Raw genomic sequence first — 21,392 nt, forward strand, 5'->3', positions numbered from 1 at the left:
GCAGCGGGGGGGAACAACGCAATCGTGCGCCAGTCTGCTACCGGCATTACAGCTGCACGTGGCTGCGCATCATCAGCCGGAACAGGCGCAAACGGCGACGCATAAAGCGCTTTTTTAAAGTGGTAACCGCACGGCCCTGTTCACCAAACGCGAGCGTGACATCCTCTCCGGTGCGCCAGACGGGCCACTCCGTTTCATTGCGACCGCGCAGGCGATAGCTGAATTCAGTGGCATCCCTGGCAAACGCCACCCAGTATGCGCTTACCTCTGCCGCCAGGGTTTTGTCCGCGGCAGTATAAGGCCGGTTATCGGGCGGCGGCAGCGTCTCCAGCGCGTTAAACACATAGGGGATTTCATTACCGTGCCAGGCGCCGTGCGGGTAGAGATCGCGCGCATTTTCAGAAACATAGTCAAACCAGTAGCGCCAGACGGGCATGCCGGTACCGGACTGCGACTGCGCGACCAGCAGCGGCATGACGGTAAACGCCATATCGCGTGCCACCGCACGTCCCAGCAGCGCATCATCATGAATGTCGTATAACCATTTCAGCAGGCGATAAGTGAAGCGGTTCTTCTCGCGCATCTGCAGCAGCACGCCGCGCGCGTCGACCCCAAAATAGTTGAGTACGCTGGCTTCATCGCTGTTGCTGCCAATCATCAGCGGCACGCGATGCTGCCGGCCGGCGATAAAGGTGTCGAGCATCGGCTTTGGCAGCACGGCATCCCCGCTGATCGCCACCGGTCCCGGTGCCAGCGGCTGCGCCAGCGACCAGAATGCATCGCCGGGCAGCGCGCGCAGCTGTTCTGCCGTTGCGTTCTCCGGCAGTCCGAAATGGGCGGCGACCTCTATTCCCTTCTGCCGCGCCTGCGGCTGCGTCAGATCGGGCAGACTGTAGCTGCTCTGGACGATGCCTTTGTGAAACAGCCCTTCTGCCAGCGGTGAACAGCAGAGAGAGAGTACGCTGCGGGCGCCAGACGATTCACCAAATAGCGTGATATTGCGACGGTTGCCGCCAAAGGCGGGAATATTGCGCTGGATCCACTGCAGTGCGGCTATCTGGTCGAGCAGCGCAAAGTTATTGACGGTTGCGCCCGCCTTATACTGCGCATCCAGCGCGGGATGTGAGAAAAAACCAAGATGGCCCAGCCGGTAGTTAAGGGTGACCACTACCACGCCCTGTGCGGCCAGCGCTTTACCCTGATAAGGATCCAGGCTGCCGGCACCGAGGGTGAAACCACCACCGTGCAGCCAGACCATCACCGGCAGCGGTGCGCCAGGCTCAGGATCGGGGGTCCAGATATTGAGATATAAGCAATCTTCACTGAAAGTGCCCGGATCGCCACCACCGATGCCGATGCAGTATTCGCGATTTTGCCAGCTCGCTGCTCCCCACGCGGTCGCGTCGCGTGCGGTTTGCCAGGGGGTAACCGGCTGAGGCGGCCGCCAGCGTAGCGCGCCCGTCGGCGGCGCAGCATAAGGTATCCCTTTGAAAACATAGATGTCATCATCCATCAGGCCGCTGAGCTCGCCTTCTGCTGTCTTGATCCTCAGACGCGGTTCATTTTTCATATCGGGTTCCCTGATAAAGCGTGCCTCATTATTTGCAGCGACCTGATAAATGTCTATGTTCTTAAAGCATTTGCAGATTATGCCGAAACATGACCCGGATCGCTGAATGAGATCATCAAATATTTTGGCTTACTGTCGGCAGGCTGTTTAGTCTATTGTGGCGGGGCTGAATCCGGCAGGTCAGATGAGTTTCATCCTGAACGGGCGGATTTGATCGAATACCATGCTTACATCGGGGAAAAAGCGTAACCGTTTTGAACGGTGCCGCTGAGCAGAAGCGTATTTGCATATGCGCCTGCCATTATAATGATAAAAAATCGCCGGCTGCTGAAATCATCGCTGATTTCGCTGACCGGCTCTCTGTTATCCCTCGTGAATGCCGCAGCGAATCAGACTGCGCTGCTGCATCTGCGCATAGAGCGCCATCTCATCCTGTACTGACGCGCCCAGCGCCGCTTCAAACGCTGCCTGACTGGCGTGACCCGCCTCGCGCGTTGTTACCGCATTACCCAGATTAGACTGAAATATGCCCGCCGCGCTGACCGGCAGAAAATCTTCATACACGATAGGTTCTGCCTGCAGCCGGCCGGCCTGCAGCAGGGCTGACACGCTCTCTCCGGCGCGCGGAGGCTGCTGTTCGCCGCGCTCCGTCAGACGATAGCGGAACCAGGCGAGCTGATGCTCGCGCAGCGTCTCTTCATCATCGGGGAAATCACGAAATACCTCACTGAGGCGCTGCTGATGCTGCGCATTATCGCTGCCGGAGCCCGCGGCAGCCAGCAGCCGGTCATAGAGGGCCCGGCCGGCCGGGGTCAGCGCCGCACCGCGCTGCTCTATCTCGCCGAAGCGCGCCGTGTGCGTGCCCGGCGTACCGTCACTGAAATGCACCGCCTCTTCCAGCGCTTTAAAGCTGGTCTGCCGCAGCAGGATCGGAACCTGGCGCCGCGGCGGGCCTTCAATCAGCACTTTTGGCTCGATACCGCGCGACGGCATCAGCGCCTGCACGCGATCGATATCCAGCGTACGCGGCGTCAGATGGTTGATATGGCAGCCGCGGAAGCAGACAACGTCAGCGATCAGCCGGTGCTGCTGGCTCAGCGCATGATAGGTTTTGCTATCCACCGTGGTCTGCGCATGCCAGCGGAACGTTTCCAGCGCCTCGCTGACAAACGCGGCTGCGTCTCTGGCATTGAGGCCGCCCTGCTCCTGATGACGCCGGATAAGCCTGCGGCAGCCGGGCGTAAAGATGTCACGCGCGTCGAGTATCGCCATCGCACGGGCGTGCAGCGCCGGATCGTCAATCAGCTCAGGACGCAGCAGCGACGTGAAAACGCGAAACGGATTGCGGCGCAGCGCGGCCTCGCTCACGGGCCGGAAAGCCGTGGAGTGAACCGGTACGCCCGCCTGCGACAGGTCGTAATAGCCCACCGGCTCCATGCCCATCACTGCAAACATCTCCCGCAGCAGAGAGAGCTCGGCGGCCGTCCCGACCCGGATAGCGCCATGGCGTTCAACGCTCAGCCGCGCCAGCTCATCCGCCGCTGCCAGCCGATCTTTCAGCGCGGAGTTCGCTTCCAGCGTGCGTTCATTGACCGCGCTGACCAGCTGCGTCAGCGCGCCATACTGCGGCACTTCCTGCTGATACATGGCCGACATGGCCTGTGAAAATAGCGTACGGATCGCATCAGAGCTGAGAAAATTTTCCATAACAGGGGTCCTGAGCCGGAACAGTGCTGTTACTCTAAATCAAGGCACGCAGCGCAGGTAAAATTTTCCCTGAAGTGTGATCGCCCTGTCACTCCACGCCCGGTTTTGGATCGGCAAAGCGGTACTTGAGCACCAGCATCAGGGTTGTCAGCACGGCCGGTATCGCCAGCAGCAGGAAAATCTGGCTAAACGCCCAGCCCAGCGTCAGCAACTCTGCGCCGGCAAACGCGCTGAGAATCGCACCGATACGGCCTACGCCGTGCATCCAGCTTGAGCCGGTGGCGCGGGCGTGTGTGGGATAGAAGTGAGCGGAGAGCGCATTCATGCCGGTATTGGCGCCGTTAAAACAGAAGCCGCTGCAGAACGCGATTGCGCTCATCAATCCGACCTGCGCCGGAGAGAAGCCAAGCGCAACTATCGCAATGCCGCCGCAGAAGTAGATGGTCGCCAGCGCAAGACTGGCGTTCATGCGGTCCATCAGCCAGCCGGCAAACAGCGAGCCCAGCGTGCCGCCCGCCTGATACATGGCCGTGACAATCGCGGCCTCGGTGAGCGACATCCCCAGCGTGTTGATAAGCGACGGCAGCCAGCTGCCAATAAGGTAGACCAGAAACAGTCCCATAAAATAGCCGCCCCAGAGCATCAGGCTGCCAAACAGATAGGATTCTGATACCACGGTAGCTATCGCGCCGCGCCGCACGTTCAGAGTTTCACTGGCGTGATAGCGGCTGCCTGGCGCCACCTCTCCTGGCAGCATACGCTCAAGGATCGCGTGTATACGCGCCGCCGGCGCGCGCTGGTGAATCAGAAAACGCACCGACTCCGGCAGGCCATACATCAGCCAGGGCAGCACCAGCAACGGCAAAATGCCGCCCATGAGTAACACCGCGTGCCAGCTGTAGCGCGGTAGCAGCCAGGATGCTGCGAATCCGCCAGCCGCTGCGCCAAAGGTGAAGCCGCAAAAGACTACGGTGATAATAAAAGATCGGCGACGTTCAGGAGCATATTCCGCCACCAGCGTGCCCACGTTGGGCATGGCGGCGCCCAGCCCCAGTCCGGTCAGAAAGCGAAACAGTATCATCTGCTCGATGTTCTGCGCCAGCGCGGTGGCCAGCGTCCAGAGCCCAAAAAAGAGCACGCTGAGCAGGATCATGATGCGGCGCCCATAGCGGTCGGCCAGCGGCCCGGCCACCATCGCCCCCAGCGCCAGACCAATCAGCGCGGCGCTGATCACCATGCCCAGCTGATGGTTTGTTACGCCCCAGCCTGCTTTTAGCGCGGGCGCAATGAACCCCATCAGCGCGATATCCATACCGTCCAGTGCCACAATCACAAAGCAGAGCGCGATAAGCCGTTTCTGCCAGCGGCTCAGCGCATGACGGTTGATTAACTGGCGAACATCTACGGCTTCGGCGCTGGTCACGGTTTAACTCCTGCTGTTCAGCAAAAAGGTCATCAGTTTTGGTAAAAAAAACGGCGGATATGATAGCCCATCGTTAACCCTGCACTGCACAATTTTTTCACATGACGCCCGTTTCACTCAAAAACAGAACGATTTAAGCCTCTGATAAAACATACTTTTGCAAAAACTGCTTTTCAGCCAGTCGGGACCAGGTTGCAAAAACAAGGGGTTAAGGGAGGCCGTGTATGAAAAGACTTTTGTTAAATTCATTTTGCAATTAAGTTAACAGAACGCATTTTTGCTGGTTGCTCTCGCCAGCCCTTACGGATTACGTTGACCCTATGGATAAAAACACGGTTTTCAGCCAGCGCATTCGCCTGCGCCATCTGCACGCTTTCGTCGCCGTTGCGCAACAGGGAACGCTGGGGCGTGCAGCAGAGACGCTCAGCCTGAGCCAGCCTGCGCTCTCCAAGACCCTGAATGAGCTTGAAGAGCTGGCAGGCGCGCGCCTGCTGGATCGCGGGCGTTCAGGCGCGCAGCTGACCACGGCGGGCGAACAGTTTCTGGTTTACGCAGTAAAAGTGCTGGACGCGCTGAATCATGCTGCGCAAAGCTTTAACGCGCCGGCACCGGGACGGCCGGTTATTATCCGGCTGGGGGCGCTGACCACGGCGGCAATGGGCATGTTACCGCAGATTCTGAACCGCTTTCATGAGCAGCAGCCAAACACCACGGTGCAGGTAGCCACGCTGCACAACAACGTGCTGCTGGCCGGGCTGCGCGCCGGTGAATTTGATGTCGGCATTGGCCGCATGGCCAGCAGTGAAATGATGGCGGGGTTAAGTTATGAGTTGCTGTTTCTGGAGTCGCTGAAGCTGGTCGTCAGGCCGGAACATCCGCTTTTAAGTGACAACGTCACACTGTCCCGCGCCATGCAGTGGCCGGTGGTGATCTCGCCGGAAGGCACCGCGCCGCGGCGCATCGCGCAGCATATGCTGGATGAGCAGAGCTGCAGTTTGCCTCCGGACTGCGTTGAAACCTCCTCTACCTCCCTTGCCCGCCAGCTGGCGCTGCGCTACGACTACGTCTGGTTTGTTCCTTCTGGCGCGGTCAAGGAGGATCTTGAACACCATGCCCTGCATGCACTGCCGCTCGCCTCACCCGGTCCGGGCGAACCGGTAGGGATCATCACCCGCAGCGGCTATCCGCTCAGCCTCAGCGCCGAAGTGCTGATCGCCACGATCCGCAAGTTTCACCATTAGCGGCTGCGCTTTGCATGCCGCTCGCGGTTGTCGAGCCGCGCCTGCTCAGTTTTACGCAAACTCACATAAAGCGCGCCCGCACCGCCGTGCTGCGGTTGTGCGGTACAGAAGCTTTGCACCTGATCAAACTGCTGCAGCCAGCGCGCCAGATAGCTGCGCACAATGTTGGCATGCGACTCGTCATCACGTCCTTTGCCGTGAATAATCAGCAAATTACGCAGCCCCTGCCGGCGCGCTTCCTGCATAAAACTGAACAGCGACTGGCGGCAGGTCTCCACCGGCTGACGCAGCAGATTCAGGCTGGCCTCCAGCGGATATTTGCCCAGCCGCACTTTATCCACGACGCCCTGCTGAATGCCTTCTGCCCGGTACTCCAGCGGTGATGTGAGCGGGACAATCTCCAGAAAACCGCGCGTAAGAAAGTTCTCTTCGCTCTCCGGCGGCACAGTCCGTGGCGCTTTAGTGGAGGGCGCACGCAGCCACTGCGTATTAGCACAATCTTTCAGGGGCGTGACATCCCCCATGGCATCGCGGAACAGGTCTTCATCATCAAGGTTCATCATGTTTCCCCATACCCGATTAAGCATATGCGCACGGCATACTGATAAAACTGAAGAATAGCAAAGGTTGCCGTACGGGGTAAAAGGTCTGCACCGCAGAGGCCGGATGCTGTTACGCCGCGCGGGTGAGATCAATCGGGCGAATACCCATTATTTGTAAGGTTTTTGTGCCAGATCCAGCCTGCATGCATTCACAGCAGGAAGAAAAATGGTAAAATTGACGGCAGTCAATAATCATCGAGCGTACAGATATGATCCAGGAAAAACGCAGCATTCGACGTATTCAGTCTGGCGGATGTGCGATCCACTGTCAGGATTGCAGTATCAGCCAGTTGTGTATTCCTTTCACACTGAATGAGCATGAGCTTGATCAGCTGGACAACATCATCGAACGTAAAAAGCCGATTCAGAAAGGCCAGACATTATTCAAGGCGGGTGACGAACTGAAGTCGCTGTATGCCATTCGCTCCGGCACAATCAAGAGTTATACCATTACCGAACAGGGCGACGAGCAGATCACCGGCTTTCATCTGGCAGGCGACCTGGTCGGGTTTGATGCCATCGTTAACGCTAAGCACCCGGGCTTCGCACAGGCGCTGGAGACGGCCATGGTCTGCGAAATCCCTTTTGAGACGCTGGACGATCTGTCAGGCAAAATGCCCGCACTGCGTCAGCAGATGATGCGTCTGATGAGCGGAGAGATTAAAGGCGATCAGGATATGATTATGCTGCTCTCCAGAAAAAATGCTGAAGAGCGTCTGGCCGCCTTTATCTGGAATCTCTCGCGGCGCTTTGGCCAGCGCGGTTTTTCGCAGCGCGAGTTCCGGCTGACCATGACGCGCGGCGATATCGGCAATTATCTGGGACTGACGGTTGAAACCATCAGCCGCCTGCTGGGGCGTTTTCAGAAAAGCGGCATGCTGGCTGTTAAAGGCAAATATATCACTATTGAAGATCACGCCCTGCTCTCTGAGCTGGCGGGTCAGGCGGAACAACCCGCCTGAGGCAATGCCGGGTCAGTAATTGTTATTTTATTGATCCGGCTACACCTTTTCCGCTTCTGCACGCCCGAAACTTAGGCTATCTTTATTCCATATGGCCTGGGTCTAAGGAGAGTGCGCTATGTCCCGTTACCAACATGTTCTGGTCGCGATCGATCCTCAGCAGGACGATCAGCCGGCGCTGCGTCGCGCGGTTTATCTGAATCAACGCATCGGCGGAAAAATTAAAGCGTTTCTGCCTATCTATGATTTCTCCTATGAAATGACCACCCTGCTTTCGCCTGATGAGCGCACCAATATGCGCAAAGGGGTGATTAGCCAGCGCACCGAGTGGATCCGTGAGCAGGCGCAGGCCTATCTGGATGCCGGCGTAGATATCGAAATCAAAGTGGTCTGGCACAACCGCCCTTTTGAAGCGATTATTCAGGAGGTGCTGGCGCACAATCATGACCTGGTGCTGAAAATGGCACACCAGCATGACCGGCTGGAGTCGGTTATTTTTACCCCCACCGACTGGCATCTGCTGCGTAAATGTCCCTGCCCGGTGTGGATGGTAAAAGATCAGCCGTGGCCGGAAGGCGGTAAAGCGGTAGTGGCGGTAAACCTCGCCAGCGAAGAGCCGCATCACGATGAGCTGAATCAGAAACTGATCCGCGAAACCGCGCGTCTGGCGGAAATGGTAAATCACACCGAAGTCCATCTGGTGGGCGCTTATCCGGTTACGCCGATTAATATCGCCATTGAGCTGCCCGATTTTGATCCCAGCGTCTATAACGACGCTATCCGCGGTCAGCATCTGGTGGCGATGAAAGCGCTGCGACAGAAATTTTCCATTGGTGAAGAGTTTACTCACGTCGCTAAAGGCCTGCCGGAAGAGGTGATCCCCGATATCGCTTCACAGCTGGATGCCGGTATTGTCGTGCTTGGTACGATTGGCCGTACCGGCCTCTCGGCGGCCTTTCTTGGCAACACCGCTGAACAAGTTATTGATCATCTGCGCTGTGATTTACTGGCCATCAAGCCGGATGATTTTAAATCGCCGGTCGATCGTGATGATGAGGAAGATGAAGAGGATTAACCGTCACGGGCGCTGCGGCGCCCCTGCATGATTACGCCCATCCTGATCCATTGCCCCGCTTAACAACATCCTATACCGCAGCGCGTAGCCTGAACGGGCTACGCGCTTAACTGCCCGACAGATGCGTCCGCGATTTCAGAAAAAATATTGCCGCAAAAAGAGACATGCATCCATACGGCATTCACGCTAAATTGGCTGAGACAGGCTGATTATTACATGCAATAATCAGCGGCTAATCTGTTATACATCAAGAGTCCAGCACGTTTTCGTACTCATTTTGCGTAAGGCGAAGGATCATTTTTATGAAGCTGAAGAACACCATTCTGGCGTCTACTCTGTTATCGCTGCTGGCAGCTAACGCGTTTGCTGCCAAAGAGCTGACGCCGGAACAAGCGGCCGGCCTGAAACCATTCGAACGTATTAATATCAACGGCCGCTTCAACGCAATCGGTGATGCCACCAGCGCAGTCTCGAGAGCAGCAGATGAGAAAGGCGCTGACTCGTTTTACGTTCAGGGCATCAATGATACCAACGGTAACGGCGGCAACTGGCGCGTCACCGCAGATTTATACAAAGCGGACGCCGCTAAAGCATCGACCGATACGCAGTATCGCGTGATCAACGGCGTTAAAGAGCTGCCGAAAGCGGAAGCCTACCGCCTTGAACCGTTCGACACGGTTTCAGTCAGTGGCTTCTTCTCCAGCCAGCCTGCGGTAAATGATGCGATCTCCAGAGCCGCACAGAAAAAAGGCGCCGCCTCATTCTTTATCGTGCGCCAGGTTGATGCCAATAACGGCGGCAATCAGTACGTCACCGCCTATGTCTATAAAGCTGATGCCAAAGCGCGTATCGTCCAGGATACATCAAACTCGATTCCTGCTGATTCTGAAGCCGGAAAAGCCGCGCTGGCCGCTGGCGGCGCAGCGGCGTCGCGCGTGGCGCTGCCGGGTGTAGCCTCTTCTGATACGCCGAGCACCAATGTAGGTCGCTTCTTTGAGACGCAGAGTTCAACCGGCAAACGCTATACGGTGAAGCAGTCAGACGGCCGCAGCGTGCAGGAAGTCAATGCGATTACCGCCGCGCAGATGCAGCCGTTTGATACCATCACCTTCTCCGATCATTTCGGCACGCCGACTGAGATTTCAGAGGCCGTCGGCAAGCGGGCTATCGCCAAAGGCGCGAAGTATTACCACATCACGCGCCAGTGGCAGAACCAGAGCGGTGGCAACCTTACCGTTACCGCCGACCTGTTTAAATAATGATGCAGCGGGGCAGCCAGACTGCCCTGCTGTTTGCATAGTTCCTGCACAAATCTGCATACTCTTGCATTGCCATCCCTCTCTCCTCCTCGTAAAATCTGCCGCCTGTTTTCAGGGGATTCCGTTTTAATCTGCGCCTGATGGTGCACTACACTTCTACGGAAAGTTCACGACCCAGCATACTCTGCTGTTCAGGAAAGGCATTTTGGATAAAAAATTAGGTCTTAGCGCGTTGACGGCTCTGGTGCTCAGCTCCATGCTTGGCGCGGGCGTGTTTAGCCTGCCGCAGAATATGGCGGCCGTCGCGGGTCCGGCGGCGCTGCTCATCGGCTGGCTCATCACCGGGGTGGGTATCATTTTTCTCTCCCTCGCAATGCTGCTGCTGACGCGGCTCAAACCGGAGCTCGACGGCGGTATCTTTACCTATGCCCGCGCCGGGTTTGGTGAGCTGACGGGGTTCTGCTCGGCGTGGGGCTACTGGCTCTGCGCCGTGATCGCCAACGTCTCCTATCTGGTGATTGTGTTCTCTGCGCTGAGCTTTTTTACCGATACGCCGCAGCACGTGGTGTTTGGCGACGGTAACACCTGGCAGGCGATGCTGGGCGCTTCGGTGCTGCTCTGGCTGGTACACTGGCTGGTGCTGCGTGGCGTGCAGACTGCAGCGAGCATTAATATGCTGGCCACGCTTGGCAAGCTGGTCCCGCTGCTGCTGTTTGTGGTGCTGGCGCTGCTGGCATTTAATTATGACCGGTTCAGCTTCGATTTCAGCGGCGCTGAGCTGGGTCAGCCGCTGTGGCAGCAGATCAAGCAGACCATGCTTATCACGCTGTGGGTCTTTATCGGCGTTGAGGGTGCCGTGGTGGTATCGGCGCGCGCGCGCAATAAACAGGATGTGGGGCGCGCCACGCTGCTGGCGGTGCTGGCGGCGCTGCTGGTTTATCTGCTGGTCACGTTGCTCTCGCTGGGTGTGATCCCGCGCGCTGAGCTGGCGCAGCTGCGCAACCCGTCAATGGCCGGGCTGATGACGCATCTGCTGGGTCACTGGGGCGATGCGGTGATAGCCGCGGGGCTGATTGTCTCGGTCTGCGGCGCCTATCTCAGCTGGACCATTATGGCGGCTGAAGTTCCCTTTATCGCTGCCCGGCAGGGTGCATTTCCGCGCAGCCTCGCCCGACAAAACCGTCATAACTCGCCTGCGGCGTCGCTGTGGCTGACCAACGGCAGCGTACAGGTTTGCCTGATCGCCATCGCGCTGACCGGCGCTGACTACAATACCCTGCTGACAATCGCCTCAGAGATGATTCTGGTGCCTTACCTGCTGGTGGGACTCTATCTGATGAAGGTGGTGCGCGGCCAGCAGAAACCGCTGGCGATGAGCATCGGGCTGGGTGCCACGCTGTATGGCCTCTGGCTGCTCTACGCCTCAGGCCCGTTGCATCTGCTGCTCTCCGTGGTGCTTTACGCGCCGGGACTGCTGCTGTTTCTCTACGCGCGCCGCGGCGGACGCGGTGACAAGCCGCTGCTGCAGCTGGAACGCATGGCGATTGTGCTGTTGATGGCGGCATCGCTGCCCGCGCTGTGGCAGCTTACGCAGTAATCAATGCGCGAGTGCCGGAATGGAGACGCACAGCAGATCGTTCTGCTGTGTAAGATTCAGGGGTTTGCTGTATTCGAGGTGGATCCCATCAAGCTGTTCCGCAGAGAGCGGATAAGGCAGCTGAATATCAAACCGGCTGATATGCTGCTGCTCCGCCAGCGTGATCAGCCGGGCGATATTGATCTCATCGCTGACCTGCGTTGAAATGATTTGCAACGCTAATTCTTTCAGATGATCGTCGCTGGCCTGTAAGCTGTGAGCGGACTTGCGGGTTACCATGCCAAAAATGGGCATGACACCGTAAATGGCGTCAACAAAGCTCCAGCGTTTTTTGCAGGAAGCGGAGAGAAAGTCACTGTAATTGAAGCAGATGCGATCACTGTATCCGGCTGAAGCCAGCTCTTTATCAGACACCCTCGCACTCCTCCTGTTTTTCAATGCGGTTCCGAACCTTGCGCCTTAACGCGCCGCTAATAATGGCACATTTCACAGTATACATACCAGTAAGACAGGGATATTTCGTGCGGTAGCGTAGTGCTCAGGACCAGGAAAAGCTATGCTGCTGCCATTCTTTTTCAGCGCGCTTACCTATGAACAAAATTGTCTATGTTGAAGATGAGCCGGAAGTCGGCGAGCTGATCGCCGCCTATCTGGGCCGCCATGATATTGACGTGGTTGTCGAAACGCGCGGCGATCGCGCCGAGGCGACGATTCTTAACGTCCAGCCGGATCTGGTCCTGCTGGATATTATGCTGCCGGGTAAAGATGGCATGACGCTCTGCCGCGACCTGCGGGCGCACTGGAGTGGTCCCATTGTCCTGCTGACCTCACTCGACAGCGATATGAACCATATTCTCGCGCTTGAAATGGGCGCCAATGACTACATTCTCAAGACCACGCCCCCTGCCGTGCTGCTGGCGCGGCTGCGGCTGCATCTGCGTCAGGCGGTGGTCAACAAGCCGGAGAGCACGCCGGCACAGCAGCAGTCGCAGAAAGTGCTGCGGTTTGGTTCGCTGACCATCGATGCGCTGAACCGTCAGGTGCTGCTGTTTGATGAGAACATTACGCTTTCAACGGCCGACTTCGATCTGCTGTGGCAGCTGGCGAGCCACGCCGGCGAGATCCTCGATCGCGACGCGCTGCTGATGACGCTGCGCGGCGTGAGCTATGACGGCATGGATCGCAGTATTGATGTGGCTATCTCGCGGCTGCGCAAAAAGCTCTATGACAGCGCGACTGAGCCGTTTCGCATCAAAACCATCCGCAACAAAGGCTACCTGTTTGCGCCTCAGGCCTGGGATACCCGCAGCTGATGAGAAAGCTCTTTATTCAGTTTTACCTGCTGCTGTTTGTCTGCTTTCTGGTGATGACCCTGCTGGTGGGCCTGGTGTATAAGTTTACCGCCGAGCGGGCTGGCCGGCAGTCGATGAATGACCTGATGGCCAGCTCGCTGTTTCTGATGCGCAGCGAGCTGCGCGAGATCCCGCCGCGCGACTGGAACAAAACTATCCGCAGTCTCGATCTTGACCTCTCATTCGATCTCAATATCGAACCTATGAGCAAATACCAGCTGGATGAGAGGGATATGAAACGTCTGCGCGCCGGCGAAATTGTCGCACTCGACGATCAATACACCTTTCTGCAGCATATTCCCCGCAGCCACTACGTGCTCTCTGTCGGGCCTATCCCCTATCTGTTTTATCTGCATCAGATGCGGCTGCTGGATATTGCGCTGGTGGCGTTTATCGGTATGTCGCTGGCACTGCCGGTATTTATCTGGCTGCGTCCGCACTGGCAGGAGATGCAGCGGCTGGAGAAAGCCGCGGAGCGCTTTGGCCGCGGTGAGCTGGACGTGCGCACCCATTTTGAAAGCACCTCCAGCCTTCACAGTCTCGGCGTGGCGTTTAACCAGATGGCGGATAACATCAATACGCTGGTGGCCAGCAAAAAACAGCTGATTGATGGCATCGCCCACGAGCTGCGCACGCCGCTGGTGCGCCTGCGCTACCGGCTGGAGATGAGCGATAACCTGACAGAGGCGGAGTCCGCCGCGCTGAATCGCGATGTGGGCCAGCTGGAGAGCCTGATTGAAGAACTGCTGACCTATGCCCGGCTGGACCGTCCGCGGGTCGACCTGCATCTGCAGTCGTTCGACCTGGCGCAGTGGCTGCGGCTCTATATTGCTGATGTACAGAGTATGCAGCCGCACACGCAGATCGCGCTGGATATTCCGCAGCTGCAGAATACCGGCAGCGCCGACATGCGGCTGATGGAGCGGGTGCTGGATAACCTCGTCAATAATGCGTTGCGCTACGCTACTGAGCGGCTGCGCGTCAGCCTCTGGTTTGACGGCACAACCGGCATTTTGCAGGTAGAGGATGATGGTCCCGGCATTCCGGCCGAAGAGCGCCAGCGGGTTTTTGAGCCTTTCGTTCGTCTCGATCCCAGCCGCGATCGCGCGACCGGCGGCTGCGGCCTCGGGCTGGCTATCGTCCATTCGATTGCCCAGGCGCTGCAGGGTCAGGTGGTGATCGAGAGCTCGCCGCTCGGCGGCGCCAGCGTTCGCTTTTGCTGGCCGGTTGATTTACCCTTGCGTGAGACACCCCCCCGCTTACCCGCTTAAGGAGATCTGGCTGTGACATCAGCTTATCAGGAACTTACCCGCACGTTTCAGCGCCTTTCCCGTTTCGGTCACCTCGGTGCGATTGCCGGGGTTGATATGCAGACTACCATGCCGCCCGGCGGCAGTCAGACGCGTGGCGAAGCGCTGGCCGAACTCAGCGTGTTTATGCATGAGCTGCTGACCGCGCCGGCGCTGGAAGGGCTTTTCTCTGCTGCTGAGCAGGAGTCGCTGAACGATGTTGAGCAGGCAAACGTGGCGGAGATGCAGCGCGCCTGGCGTCAGGCAACGCTGCTTCCCGCCGCGCTGGTCGAAGCAAAATCGCTGGCGGGCTCGCGCTGCGAGCATGCGTGGCGATCGCAGCGCCCGGCGAATGACTGGCAGGGCTTCAGCGCTAACCTCAAAGAGGTTGTCCGGCTGAGCCGGGAAGAGGCGCAGCTGCGCGCCGCTGCGGCCAGCACGTCGCGCTATGACGCGCTGCTGGATCTGTATGAGCCAGGCATGACCAGCGCCCGGCTTGACGCCACTTTTGGCGCGCTGAAAAGCTGGCTGCCTGATTTACTGCAGCGGGCGGTGGCAAAGCAGGCGCAGGCGCCGCTTCAGCCGCTGGGACCCTTTGCCGTTGAGTCACAGAAGCAGCTGGGGCTGAGCGTAATGAAGCTGCTCGGCTTCGATTTCAATCATGGTCGTCTGGATGTCAGCGCCCACCCTTTTTGCGGCGGTGTGCCGGACGACGTGCGCATCACCACGCGCTACAACGAAAGCGAGTTTCTCAGCGCCATGATGGGTGTGATCCATGAGACCGGGCACGCGCGCTACGAACAGAATCTGCCACAGCAGTGGCGCGGTCAGCCAGTGGCCCTGGCGCGCTCTACCGCGATTCATGAGTCGCAGAGCCTGTTTATGGAGATGCAGCTGGGCCGCAGCCGCGCCTTTTTGCAGCATATTCAGCCGCAGGTCGTCGCGCTGATGGGTGAGCAGCCTGCGCTGGAGACGCCTAACTTTATTCGTCTGGCGCAGCGCGTCAAGCCTGGCTTTATCCGCGTCGATGCCGATGAGCTGAGCTATCCGGCACACGTTATTCTGCGCTATGAGATTGAGCGCGCGCTGATTGAAGGTGAGATTGAGGTAGAGGATATTCCGGCGCTGTGGGATGAAAAAATGCAGCAGTCGCTCGGCATTGATACCCGTGGCAACTATCGCGATGGCTGTATGCAGGATATCCACTGGACCGACGGCGCGTTCGGCTATTTCCCGACCTATACGCTGGGCGCGATGTATGCGGCACAGCTTTATCAGGCAGTTAAGCGCGCGATCCCGCAGCTGGAGACGCTGATCCTCAACGGCGAGCTGCAGCCGGTATTTGACTGGCTGCAGCAGAATATCTGGCAGCACGGCAGTCGCTTCCCGACTGAACAGCTGCTGCGCAACGCCACCGGTGAAGCGCTGAATCCGGACTATTTCCGTCAGCACCTTGAGCAGCGCTACCTCGCCGATTGACCCCGCAGGCGGCCGCAACGGCCGCCACTTTCCCGCCTTGTACAATCCGTTACACGCCGATACCAATCCCTCACGGAAAGCGAAATCGCTTTTTCATATAGTGTTTTCACCGGCCCCGCAGTGGGCTACATATGAAAAAATAGTCCGAGGATTAAGCGATGAAAAAATTATGTGCACTGGTAATCGCCGCTGCTATGGGTCTCTCTTCTGCTGCTTTTGCTGCTGAGACAACCGCTGCTCCGGCGGCAACTGCCACCACCAGCTCCACTACCGCTGCGCCAGCTAAACATAAAATGGTGCATCACAAACATAAAGCTGCTGCGCAGAAAGCCCAGGCTGCGAAAAAGCATCATAAAAAAGCAACCAAGCCTGCTGAACAGAAAGCGCAGGCCGCTAAAAAGCATCACAAAAAATCAACTCAGCCCGCTGCACAGAAAGCGCAGGCTGCCAAAAAGCACCACGTGAAATCCGCTAAACCTGCTGCACAGAAAGCGCAGGCGGCTAAAAAGCACCACGCTAAAGTTGCGCAGAAAGCGCAGGCAGCTAAAAAGCATCACAAAATGAAAAAATCAGCGAAATAAGTTCGCGCCAACACCACGATGTTGTTTAAAACACCCGGTTATGCCGGGTGTTTATTTACTGGAGTAGCGAAAAATGGTGCGTCGCTATCGCTTCGAAATTATTCTCATTGTGATGATTCTCTGCGGCATTGTCGCGGCCAGTTTTTTTATTTGATGGCTGTAGCGCGCTGATTACTCCAATATTTCTCCCTTTTTTACCGCTCACCGACTATAGTTATCGCCTAAGCGTGATAACAAAAACTCCCTTTTATTCTCCCTGTCGAGAGAACTATGCGCCTGGCAATTCTGTTATTTATTGGTATTTTCGGCTTTACCCTCACAGCACACGCCGATGATGAAGACGGGCTGAGTCCCGAAGAGATCAAGACGCTGTTTTTTGGTAAAGACCATCGCCAGGCAATAAGCGACGTGGCCGCTGCGCCCTGGGATGCCATTGGTCAGCTGGAGACGGAAAGCGGCAACCTCTGCACCGCCACGCTGATCTCTGCTCATCTGGCCCTGACCGCCGGCCACTGCCTGCTGACACCGCCAGGCCGGTTCGATAAGCCGGTTGCGCTGCGCTTTATGGCGGGTGAAAAAGGCTGGCGTTACGAAATTCACGATATAGATGCCCGGGTTGAGCCGTCGCTGGCGCGGCGCCTGCAGGCCGATGGCGAGGGCTGGATTGTGCCCTCTGCCGCCGCGCCTTACGATTATGGTCTGGTAATCCTGCACAACCCCCCTTCAGGTATTGTGCCGATCCCGCTGTTTGATGGCTCTCGCAGCGATCTCACCGCCGCGCTCAAAGAGAGCGGACGCAAAGTCACGCAGGCGGGTTATCCGGCCGATCACCTCGATTCACTCTATTCGCATAGCGACTGTATAGTCACCGGCTGGGCGCAGCGCGCCGTGCTTTCGCACCAGTGCGATACGCTGCCTGGCGACAGCGGCTCCCCGCTGCTGCTGAAAAAAGATGATGGCTGGCAGCTCATCGCCGTACAGAGTTCGGCACCGGCGCCGGTCGATCGCTATCGCGCTGACAACCGGGCCATTGCCGTGACCTCGTTTAAAGATAAACTCGAAGAGCTGGCTGAATAAGCAGGCAGGCGCGCGATCACGCACACCTGCGCGCATTATGCATTCAGCTCAGCTGCTCCATCGCCTGCAGCACCCGCTTATCTGAAACCGGATAGGGAGTACCCAGCTGCTGAGCAAAGTAGCTGATGCGCAGCTCTTCAATCATCCAGCGGATCGCCACTACATCGGCATCATCCCGGCGCTGCGGCGGCAGCTTGCTGCGCCAGACGTTCCACGCCTGTTCCACCGCCTGTACCTTCAGCATGCGGGCGCGATCGCTGTGCGGATCGGCGGGCAGCTTCTCCAGACGGCGCTCGATTCCCTGCAGATAGCGCAGCGTATCTCCCAGCCGATCGTAGCCGTTGCCGGTGACAAATCCGCGATAGACCAGACCGCTCATCTGCTGTTTGATATCTGCCAGCGCCAGCGCCAGCGTCATATCCACGCGGCCTTTCAGAAATTTGTTGATATTGAACACGCAGGTGAGGATCTGCTCAACCTGCTGCGCAATCGTCACCACGGTGTCGTTCAGCTCCGCCCGCGCTTTATCGCGCAGCTGCTCAAAATTCTGCTGCTGCCACGCGGGGCCGCCCGCCTCCGCCATTAGCTTATCCACGCCGCAGGCAATACAGTCGTCTATCAGCTCCAGCACTTTGCCATACGGATTAAAGTAGAGCCCGAGCTTGGCTTTATTCGGCAGCTTTTCATGCAGATATTTAACCGGTGACGGAATGTTCAGCAGCAGCAGGCGACGCTGACCGCGCCACATCATCTTCTGCTGCTCCTCTTCACTGTCAAACAGGCGGATCGCCACGCTATCTTTTTCATCTACCAGCGCCGGCCAGGCTTTGACCTGATAGCTGCCGCGCTTCTGCTCATAACTCTGTGGCAGGTCGCCAAAACTCCAGATGTGCAGGCCGCTCTGCTCCAGACCATCATCGGCAACCTTCGACAGCGTCTCCTGCACTTTGCCTTTCAGCGCCTGTTTCAGCTGATGCAGATCTTTACCTTCCTGCAGCTTGCGGTTGTGCTCATCCACAATGCGGAACGTCATTTTAAGGTGATCGGGCACCTGATCCCAGTGCCAGGCATCGCGCTCAATCGTCACGCCTGACATGCGCCGGAACTCACGCTCCAGCGCATCCAGCAGCGGCTGTGCCAGCGGCTGAACGCGACCGAGAAACGCTTCCGCGTAATTGGGGGCCGGCACAAAATTGCGGCGCAGCGGTTTGGGCAGCGATTTAATCAGCGCGATGATAAGCTCACGCCGCACGCCGGGGATCTGCCACTCAAAACCCGCTTCATCCACCTGGTTCAGCAGCGGCAGCGGGATATGAACGGTCACGCCATCCGCATCGGCGCCTGGCTCAAACTGATAGGTGAGCCGCAGCTTCAGGTTGCCCTGCTGCCAGACATTAGGGTAGTCGAGCTGGCTGACCTTATCTGCTCCCTCTTTGATCAGCATCTGCTTGTCGAAGTTGAGCAGGTCCGGATTCTCTTTACTGGCCTGCTTCCACCAGCTGTCAAAGTGACGGGCAGAGACCACCTCTTTGCCCAGACGGCGATCGTAAAAAGCAAACAGCGTTTCGTCATCCACCAGAATGTCGCGGCGGCGTGATTTATGCTCCAGATCCTCAACTTCACTGCGCAGCTTCAGGTTGGTGCGGAAAAAGGCGTGGCGCGTCTGCCAGTCGCCCTCAACCAGCGCATGGCGAATAAACAGCTCGCGGCTCAGCTGCGGATCGATGCGGCTGTAATTCACTTTACGCGCCTGCACGATGGGCAGCCCGTAGAGCGTTACCTTTTCCGTAGCCATCACCGCGCCCTGTGCTTTCTCCCAGTGCGGTTCGCTGTAGCTGCGCTTGATAAGGTGCTGAGCCAGCGGCTCAATCCACTCCGGATCGATGCGTGCCGCCACCCGGCCCCACAGGCGGCTGGTTTCTACCAGTTCTGCCACCACGGTCCATTTCGGCGGTTTTTTAAACAAACCGGAGCCAGGGAATATGGCAAAGCGGGCGTTGCGCGCACCGGTAAACTCCTGCTTCTCCGCATCTTTCTGTCCGATATGCGACAGCAGGCCGGTCAGCAGCGCACAGTGCACCTCACGATAAGGTGCCGGCTCGCTGTTGACGGGCATCCCCTGTTCACGCACCACCTGACGCAGCTGCGTATAGATATCCTGCCATTCGCGCACGCGCAGATAGTTGAGATAGTCGCTTTTACACTGGCGGCGGAACTGGTTGCCCGACAGCGCTTTCTGCTGCTCCTGGATATAGTTCCAGAGATTAACAAAGGTGAGAAAGTCAGACTCTTTATCAGCAAAGCGGCGATGTTTCTCATCGGACGCCTGCTGTTTCTCGACCGGCCGCTCGCGCGGGTCCTGAATCGAGAGCGCCGCCGCGATAATCATCACCTCGCGCACGCAGCCAAAGCGCTGCGCCTCCAGCACCATCCGCGCCAGCCGCGGATCCACCGGCAGCTGCGCCAGGGTACGACCGGACGGCGTCAGCCGGTAGTGCTCATTTTCATTAAGAGTAATGGCGCCCAGCTCTTCCAGCAGCCGCACGCCATCCTGAATATTTCGTTTGTCAGGCGCTTCCACAAACGGGAACGCCGCAATATCGCCCAGCCCCAGGGCGGTCATCTGCAGGATCACCGACGCGAGATTGGTCCGCAGGATCTCCGGATCGGTAAAAGCGGGCCGGCTGAGGAAATCAGCCTCGGAGTAGAGCCGGATACAGATCCCTTCCGAAACGCGGCCGCAGCGCCCTTTACGCTGGTTTGCCGAAGCCTGTGAAACCGGCTCAATCGGCAGGCGCTGCACCTTGGTGCGATAGCTGTAGCGGCTGATTCGCGCGGTACCGGGATCGATGACATATTTAATGCCCGGCACGGTGAGCGAGGTCTCTGCCACGTTCGTGGCCAGGACAATGCGCCGCCCGCTGTGGGACTGAAACACGCGATTCTGCTCGGCATTGGAGAGACGCGCATAGAGCGGCAGGATCTCGGTATGCGGTAAATCGCGCTTCATCAGCGCATCAGACGTGTCGCGGATCTCACGCTCTCCGCTCATGAAGATCAATATATCGCCACGGCTCTCCTGCCCCAGCTCATCCACGGCGTCAAAAATGGCCTGCAGCTGATCGCGATCGCTCTCATCCGCTTCTTCCGCGATAGGCCGGTAGCGCACCTCTACCGGGTAGGTACGACCTGACACTTCAATAACCGGCGCATTATTAAAGTGACGCGAGAAGCGCTGCGGATCGATGGTGGCGGAGGTGATGATCACTTTGAGATCGGGGCGGCGCGGCAGCAGCTCACGCAGGTATCCCAGCAGAAAATCGATGTTGAGGCTGCGTTCATGCGCCTCATCAATAATGATGGTGTCGTACTGCAGCAGCAGCCGGTCCTGCTGGATCTCCGCCAGCAGGATACCGTCGGTCATCAGTTTGACCTGCGTGCTGTCGCTGACCTGATCGGTAAAACGGACTTTATAGCCGATGGTACTTCCCGGCGCGGTCTCCAGCTCTTCCGCGATGCGGTTCGCCACGGTGCGGGCTGCCAGACGACGCGGCTGCGTGTGCCCGATCAGACCTTTCACGCCGCGTCCCAGCGCCAGGCAGATTTTTGGCAGCTGAGTAGTTTTACCCGATCCGGTTTCACCGGCAACAATCACTACCTGATGATCGCGAATCGCGTCTGATATCGCCTGCTGCTTCTGGCTGACCGGCAGATTCTCAGGAAAGGTGATGCGCGGGGTGCCGGCCACGCGCCGGACGATGCGCTGTTCGGCAACGCTGAATTCCTCCGCCAGCTCTGCGGCAATGGTCTGCTGTGCGGCGCTGTTTTTCACCTTTGCCGCACCCTGCAGACGTCGCTGCAGGCGCTGGCGATCGCGCAGCGTCAGCGCATCAAGCCGGGCCCAGAATGGAGCTAAAGGTGATTCAATGGATGATGACATAGAGATGGATTACCTGTTAGTGCAGCACGGCGGAAACACGCGCGGCGCCGGGACGCTTTCCCGGCAGATTCAATCGATTACCGGACGCCATAATAGCATATTCTCAGCCTGCTGGCTGAGCCGCTCCGGCTGGCTTATTCAATTAATTCGAACATTGGCCTCGAATTATTACGCTTTTACGCTGCCGGTGAACGCCGTAGAGTATGGCGCATTGAGCGGGAAGCCCGCCGCATAACCC

The 21,392-nt window shown here is 58.0% G+C and carries 17 protein-coding genes; 11 read left to right on the forward strand and 6 right to left on the reverse strand.

Features of this window, described 5'->3' with window-relative positions:
* Positions 1-46: 46 nt before the first annotated feature.
* The 3 genes from B4M48_RS09375 to B4M48_RS09385 form a co-directional block, all read right to left on the reverse strand.
* Positions 47-1,570 carry a carboxylesterase/lipase family protein gene (locus B4M48_RS09375; protein ID WP_039384429.1) on the reverse strand — a complete coding sequence of 508 codons (1,524 nt, stop codon included), beginning with the start codon at positions 1,568-1,570 and terminating at the stop codon, positions 47-49.
* A gap of 363 nt (positions 1,571-1,933) precedes the next feature.
* Positions 1,934-3,277: a 2-oxoadipate dioxygenase/decarboxylase HglS gene (hglS, locus tag B4M48_RS09380; protein ID WP_071668839.1), complete on the reverse strand. Its 1,344-nt coding sequence runs from the start codon at positions 3,275-3,277 to the stop codon at positions 1,934-1,936.
* Positions 3,278-3,365: 88 nt separating this feature from the next.
* Positions 3,366-4,700: an MFS transporter gene (locus B4M48_RS09385; RefSeq protein ID WP_071668840.1), complete on the reverse strand. Its 1,335-nt coding sequence runs from the start codon at positions 4,698-4,700 to the stop codon at positions 3,366-3,368.
* 320 nt (positions 4,701-5,020) lie between these two features.
* Here B4M48_RS09385 and B4M48_RS09390 point away from each other — a divergent pair, with 320 nt between their 5' ends.
* Positions 5,021-5,941 carry a LysR substrate-binding domain-containing protein gene (locus B4M48_RS09390; protein ID WP_071668841.1) on the forward strand — a complete coding sequence of 307 codons (921 nt, stop codon included), beginning with the start codon at positions 5,021-5,023 and terminating at the stop codon, positions 5,939-5,941.
* On the opposite strand, the gene smrA is transcribed toward B4M48_RS09390, so the two are convergent.
* Positions 5,938-6,501 (reverse strand): DNA endonuclease SmrA, encoded by a 564-nt coding sequence (gene smrA / locus B4M48_RS09395; protein ID WP_071668842.1) that lies wholly within the window; start codon positions 6,499-6,501, stop codon positions 5,938-5,940. The genes B4M48_RS09390 and smrA overlap by 4 nt on opposite strands.
* 251 nt (positions 6,502-6,752) lie before the next feature.
* On the opposite strand from smrA, the gene B4M48_RS09400 reads away from it, so the two are divergent.
* The 4 genes from B4M48_RS09400 to B4M48_RS09415 all read left to right on the forward strand — a co-directional run bounded on the left by B4M48_RS09400 (position 6,753) and on the right by B4M48_RS09415 (position 11,436).
* Complete coding sequence (locus B4M48_RS09400; RefSeq protein ID WP_039384441.1) at positions 6,753-7,505, forward strand: FNR family transcription factor; 753 nt, start codon at positions 6,753-6,755, stop codon at positions 7,503-7,505.
* A gap of 118 nt (positions 7,506-7,623) precedes the next feature.
* Complete coding sequence (uspE, locus tag B4M48_RS09405; protein WP_071668843.1) at positions 7,624-8,580, forward strand: universal stress protein UspE; 957 nt, start codon at positions 7,624-7,626, stop codon at positions 8,578-8,580.
* Positions 8,581-8,882: 302 nt separating this feature from the next.
* A complete protein-coding gene (ydgH, locus tag B4M48_RS09410; RefSeq protein ID WP_039384446.1) occupies positions 8,883-9,839 on the forward strand; it encodes a DUF1471 family protein YdgH in 957 nt (318 codons plus the stop codon).
* Positions 9,840-10,044: 205 nt separating this feature from the next.
* Complete coding sequence (locus B4M48_RS09415; protein ID WP_039384450.1) at positions 10,045-11,436, forward strand: basic amino acid/polyamine antiporter; 1,392 nt, start codon at positions 10,045-10,047, stop codon at positions 11,434-11,436.
* On the opposite strand, the gene B4M48_RS09420 is transcribed toward B4M48_RS09415, so the two are convergent.
* Positions 11,437-11,850, reverse strand: a complete 414-nt coding sequence (locus B4M48_RS09420; RefSeq protein WP_039384453.1) for a hypothetical protein — start codon at positions 11,848-11,850, stop codon at positions 11,437-11,439.
* 176 nt (positions 11,851-12,026) lie between these two features.
* Between B4M48_RS09420 and rstA the strand changes: the two genes are divergently transcribed.
* The 5 genes from rstA (at position 12,027) to B4M48_RS09445 (ending at position 17,214) form a co-directional block, all read left to right on the forward strand.
* Complete coding sequence (rstA, locus tag B4M48_RS09425) at positions 12,027-12,749, forward strand: two-component system response regulator RstA (protein WP_039384454.1); 723 nt, start codon at positions 12,027-12,029, stop codon at positions 12,747-12,749.
* The gene (gene rstB, locus B4M48_RS09430; RefSeq protein ID WP_039384456.1) at positions 12,749-14,059 is read left to right on the forward strand and encodes a two-component system sensor histidine kinase RstB; all 1,311 of its coding nucleotides are present in this window, start codon (positions 12,749-12,751) and stop codon (positions 14,057-14,059) included. The genes rstA and rstB overlap by 1 nt, the downstream gene beginning before the upstream one ends.
* A 12-nt stretch (positions 14,060-14,071) precedes the next feature.
* The gene (locus B4M48_RS09435) at positions 14,072-15,556 is read left to right on the forward strand and encodes a carboxypeptidase M32 (protein ID WP_288656479.1); all 1,485 of its coding nucleotides are present in this window, start codon (positions 14,072-14,074) and stop codon (positions 15,554-15,556) included.
* A 158-nt stretch (positions 15,557-15,714) separates the two neighbouring features.
* Entirely contained in the window at positions 15,715-16,137 is a 423-nt protein-coding gene (gene asr / locus B4M48_RS09440) for an acid resistance repetitive basic protein Asr (RefSeq protein ID WP_039384462.1), read from the forward strand.
* Positions 16,138-16,407: 270 nt separating this feature from the next.
* Complete coding sequence (locus tag B4M48_RS09445) at positions 16,408-17,214, forward strand: trypsin-like serine peptidase (protein WP_039384464.1); 807 nt, start codon at positions 16,408-16,410, stop codon at positions 17,212-17,214.
* Positions 17,215-17,257: 43 nt separating this feature from the next.
* On the opposite strand, the gene hrpA is transcribed toward B4M48_RS09445, so the two are convergent.
* On the reverse strand, positions 17,258-21,154 hold the full coding sequence (gene hrpA, locus B4M48_RS09450; protein ID WP_288656482.1) for an ATP-dependent RNA helicase HrpA: 3,897 nt from the start codon (positions 21,152-21,154) through the stop codon (positions 17,258-17,260).
* Here hrpA and B4M48_RS09455 point away from each other — a divergent pair.
* Positions 21,141-21,389, forward strand: coding sequence for a hypothetical protein (locus tag B4M48_RS09455; protein ID WP_139239672.1), 249 nt, complete (start codon positions 21,141-21,143; stop codon positions 21,387-21,389). The two genes, hrpA and B4M48_RS09455, sit on opposite strands and share 14 nt — an antisense overlap.
* Positions 21,390-21,392 lie beyond the last annotated feature (3 nt).

This window comes from Pantoea sp. UBA6567 (assembly GCF_002434165.1).
GTDB classification, from domain to species: domain Bacteria; phylum Pseudomonadota; class Gammaproteobacteria; order Enterobacterales; family Enterobacteriaceae; genus Pantoea; species Pantoea eucrina.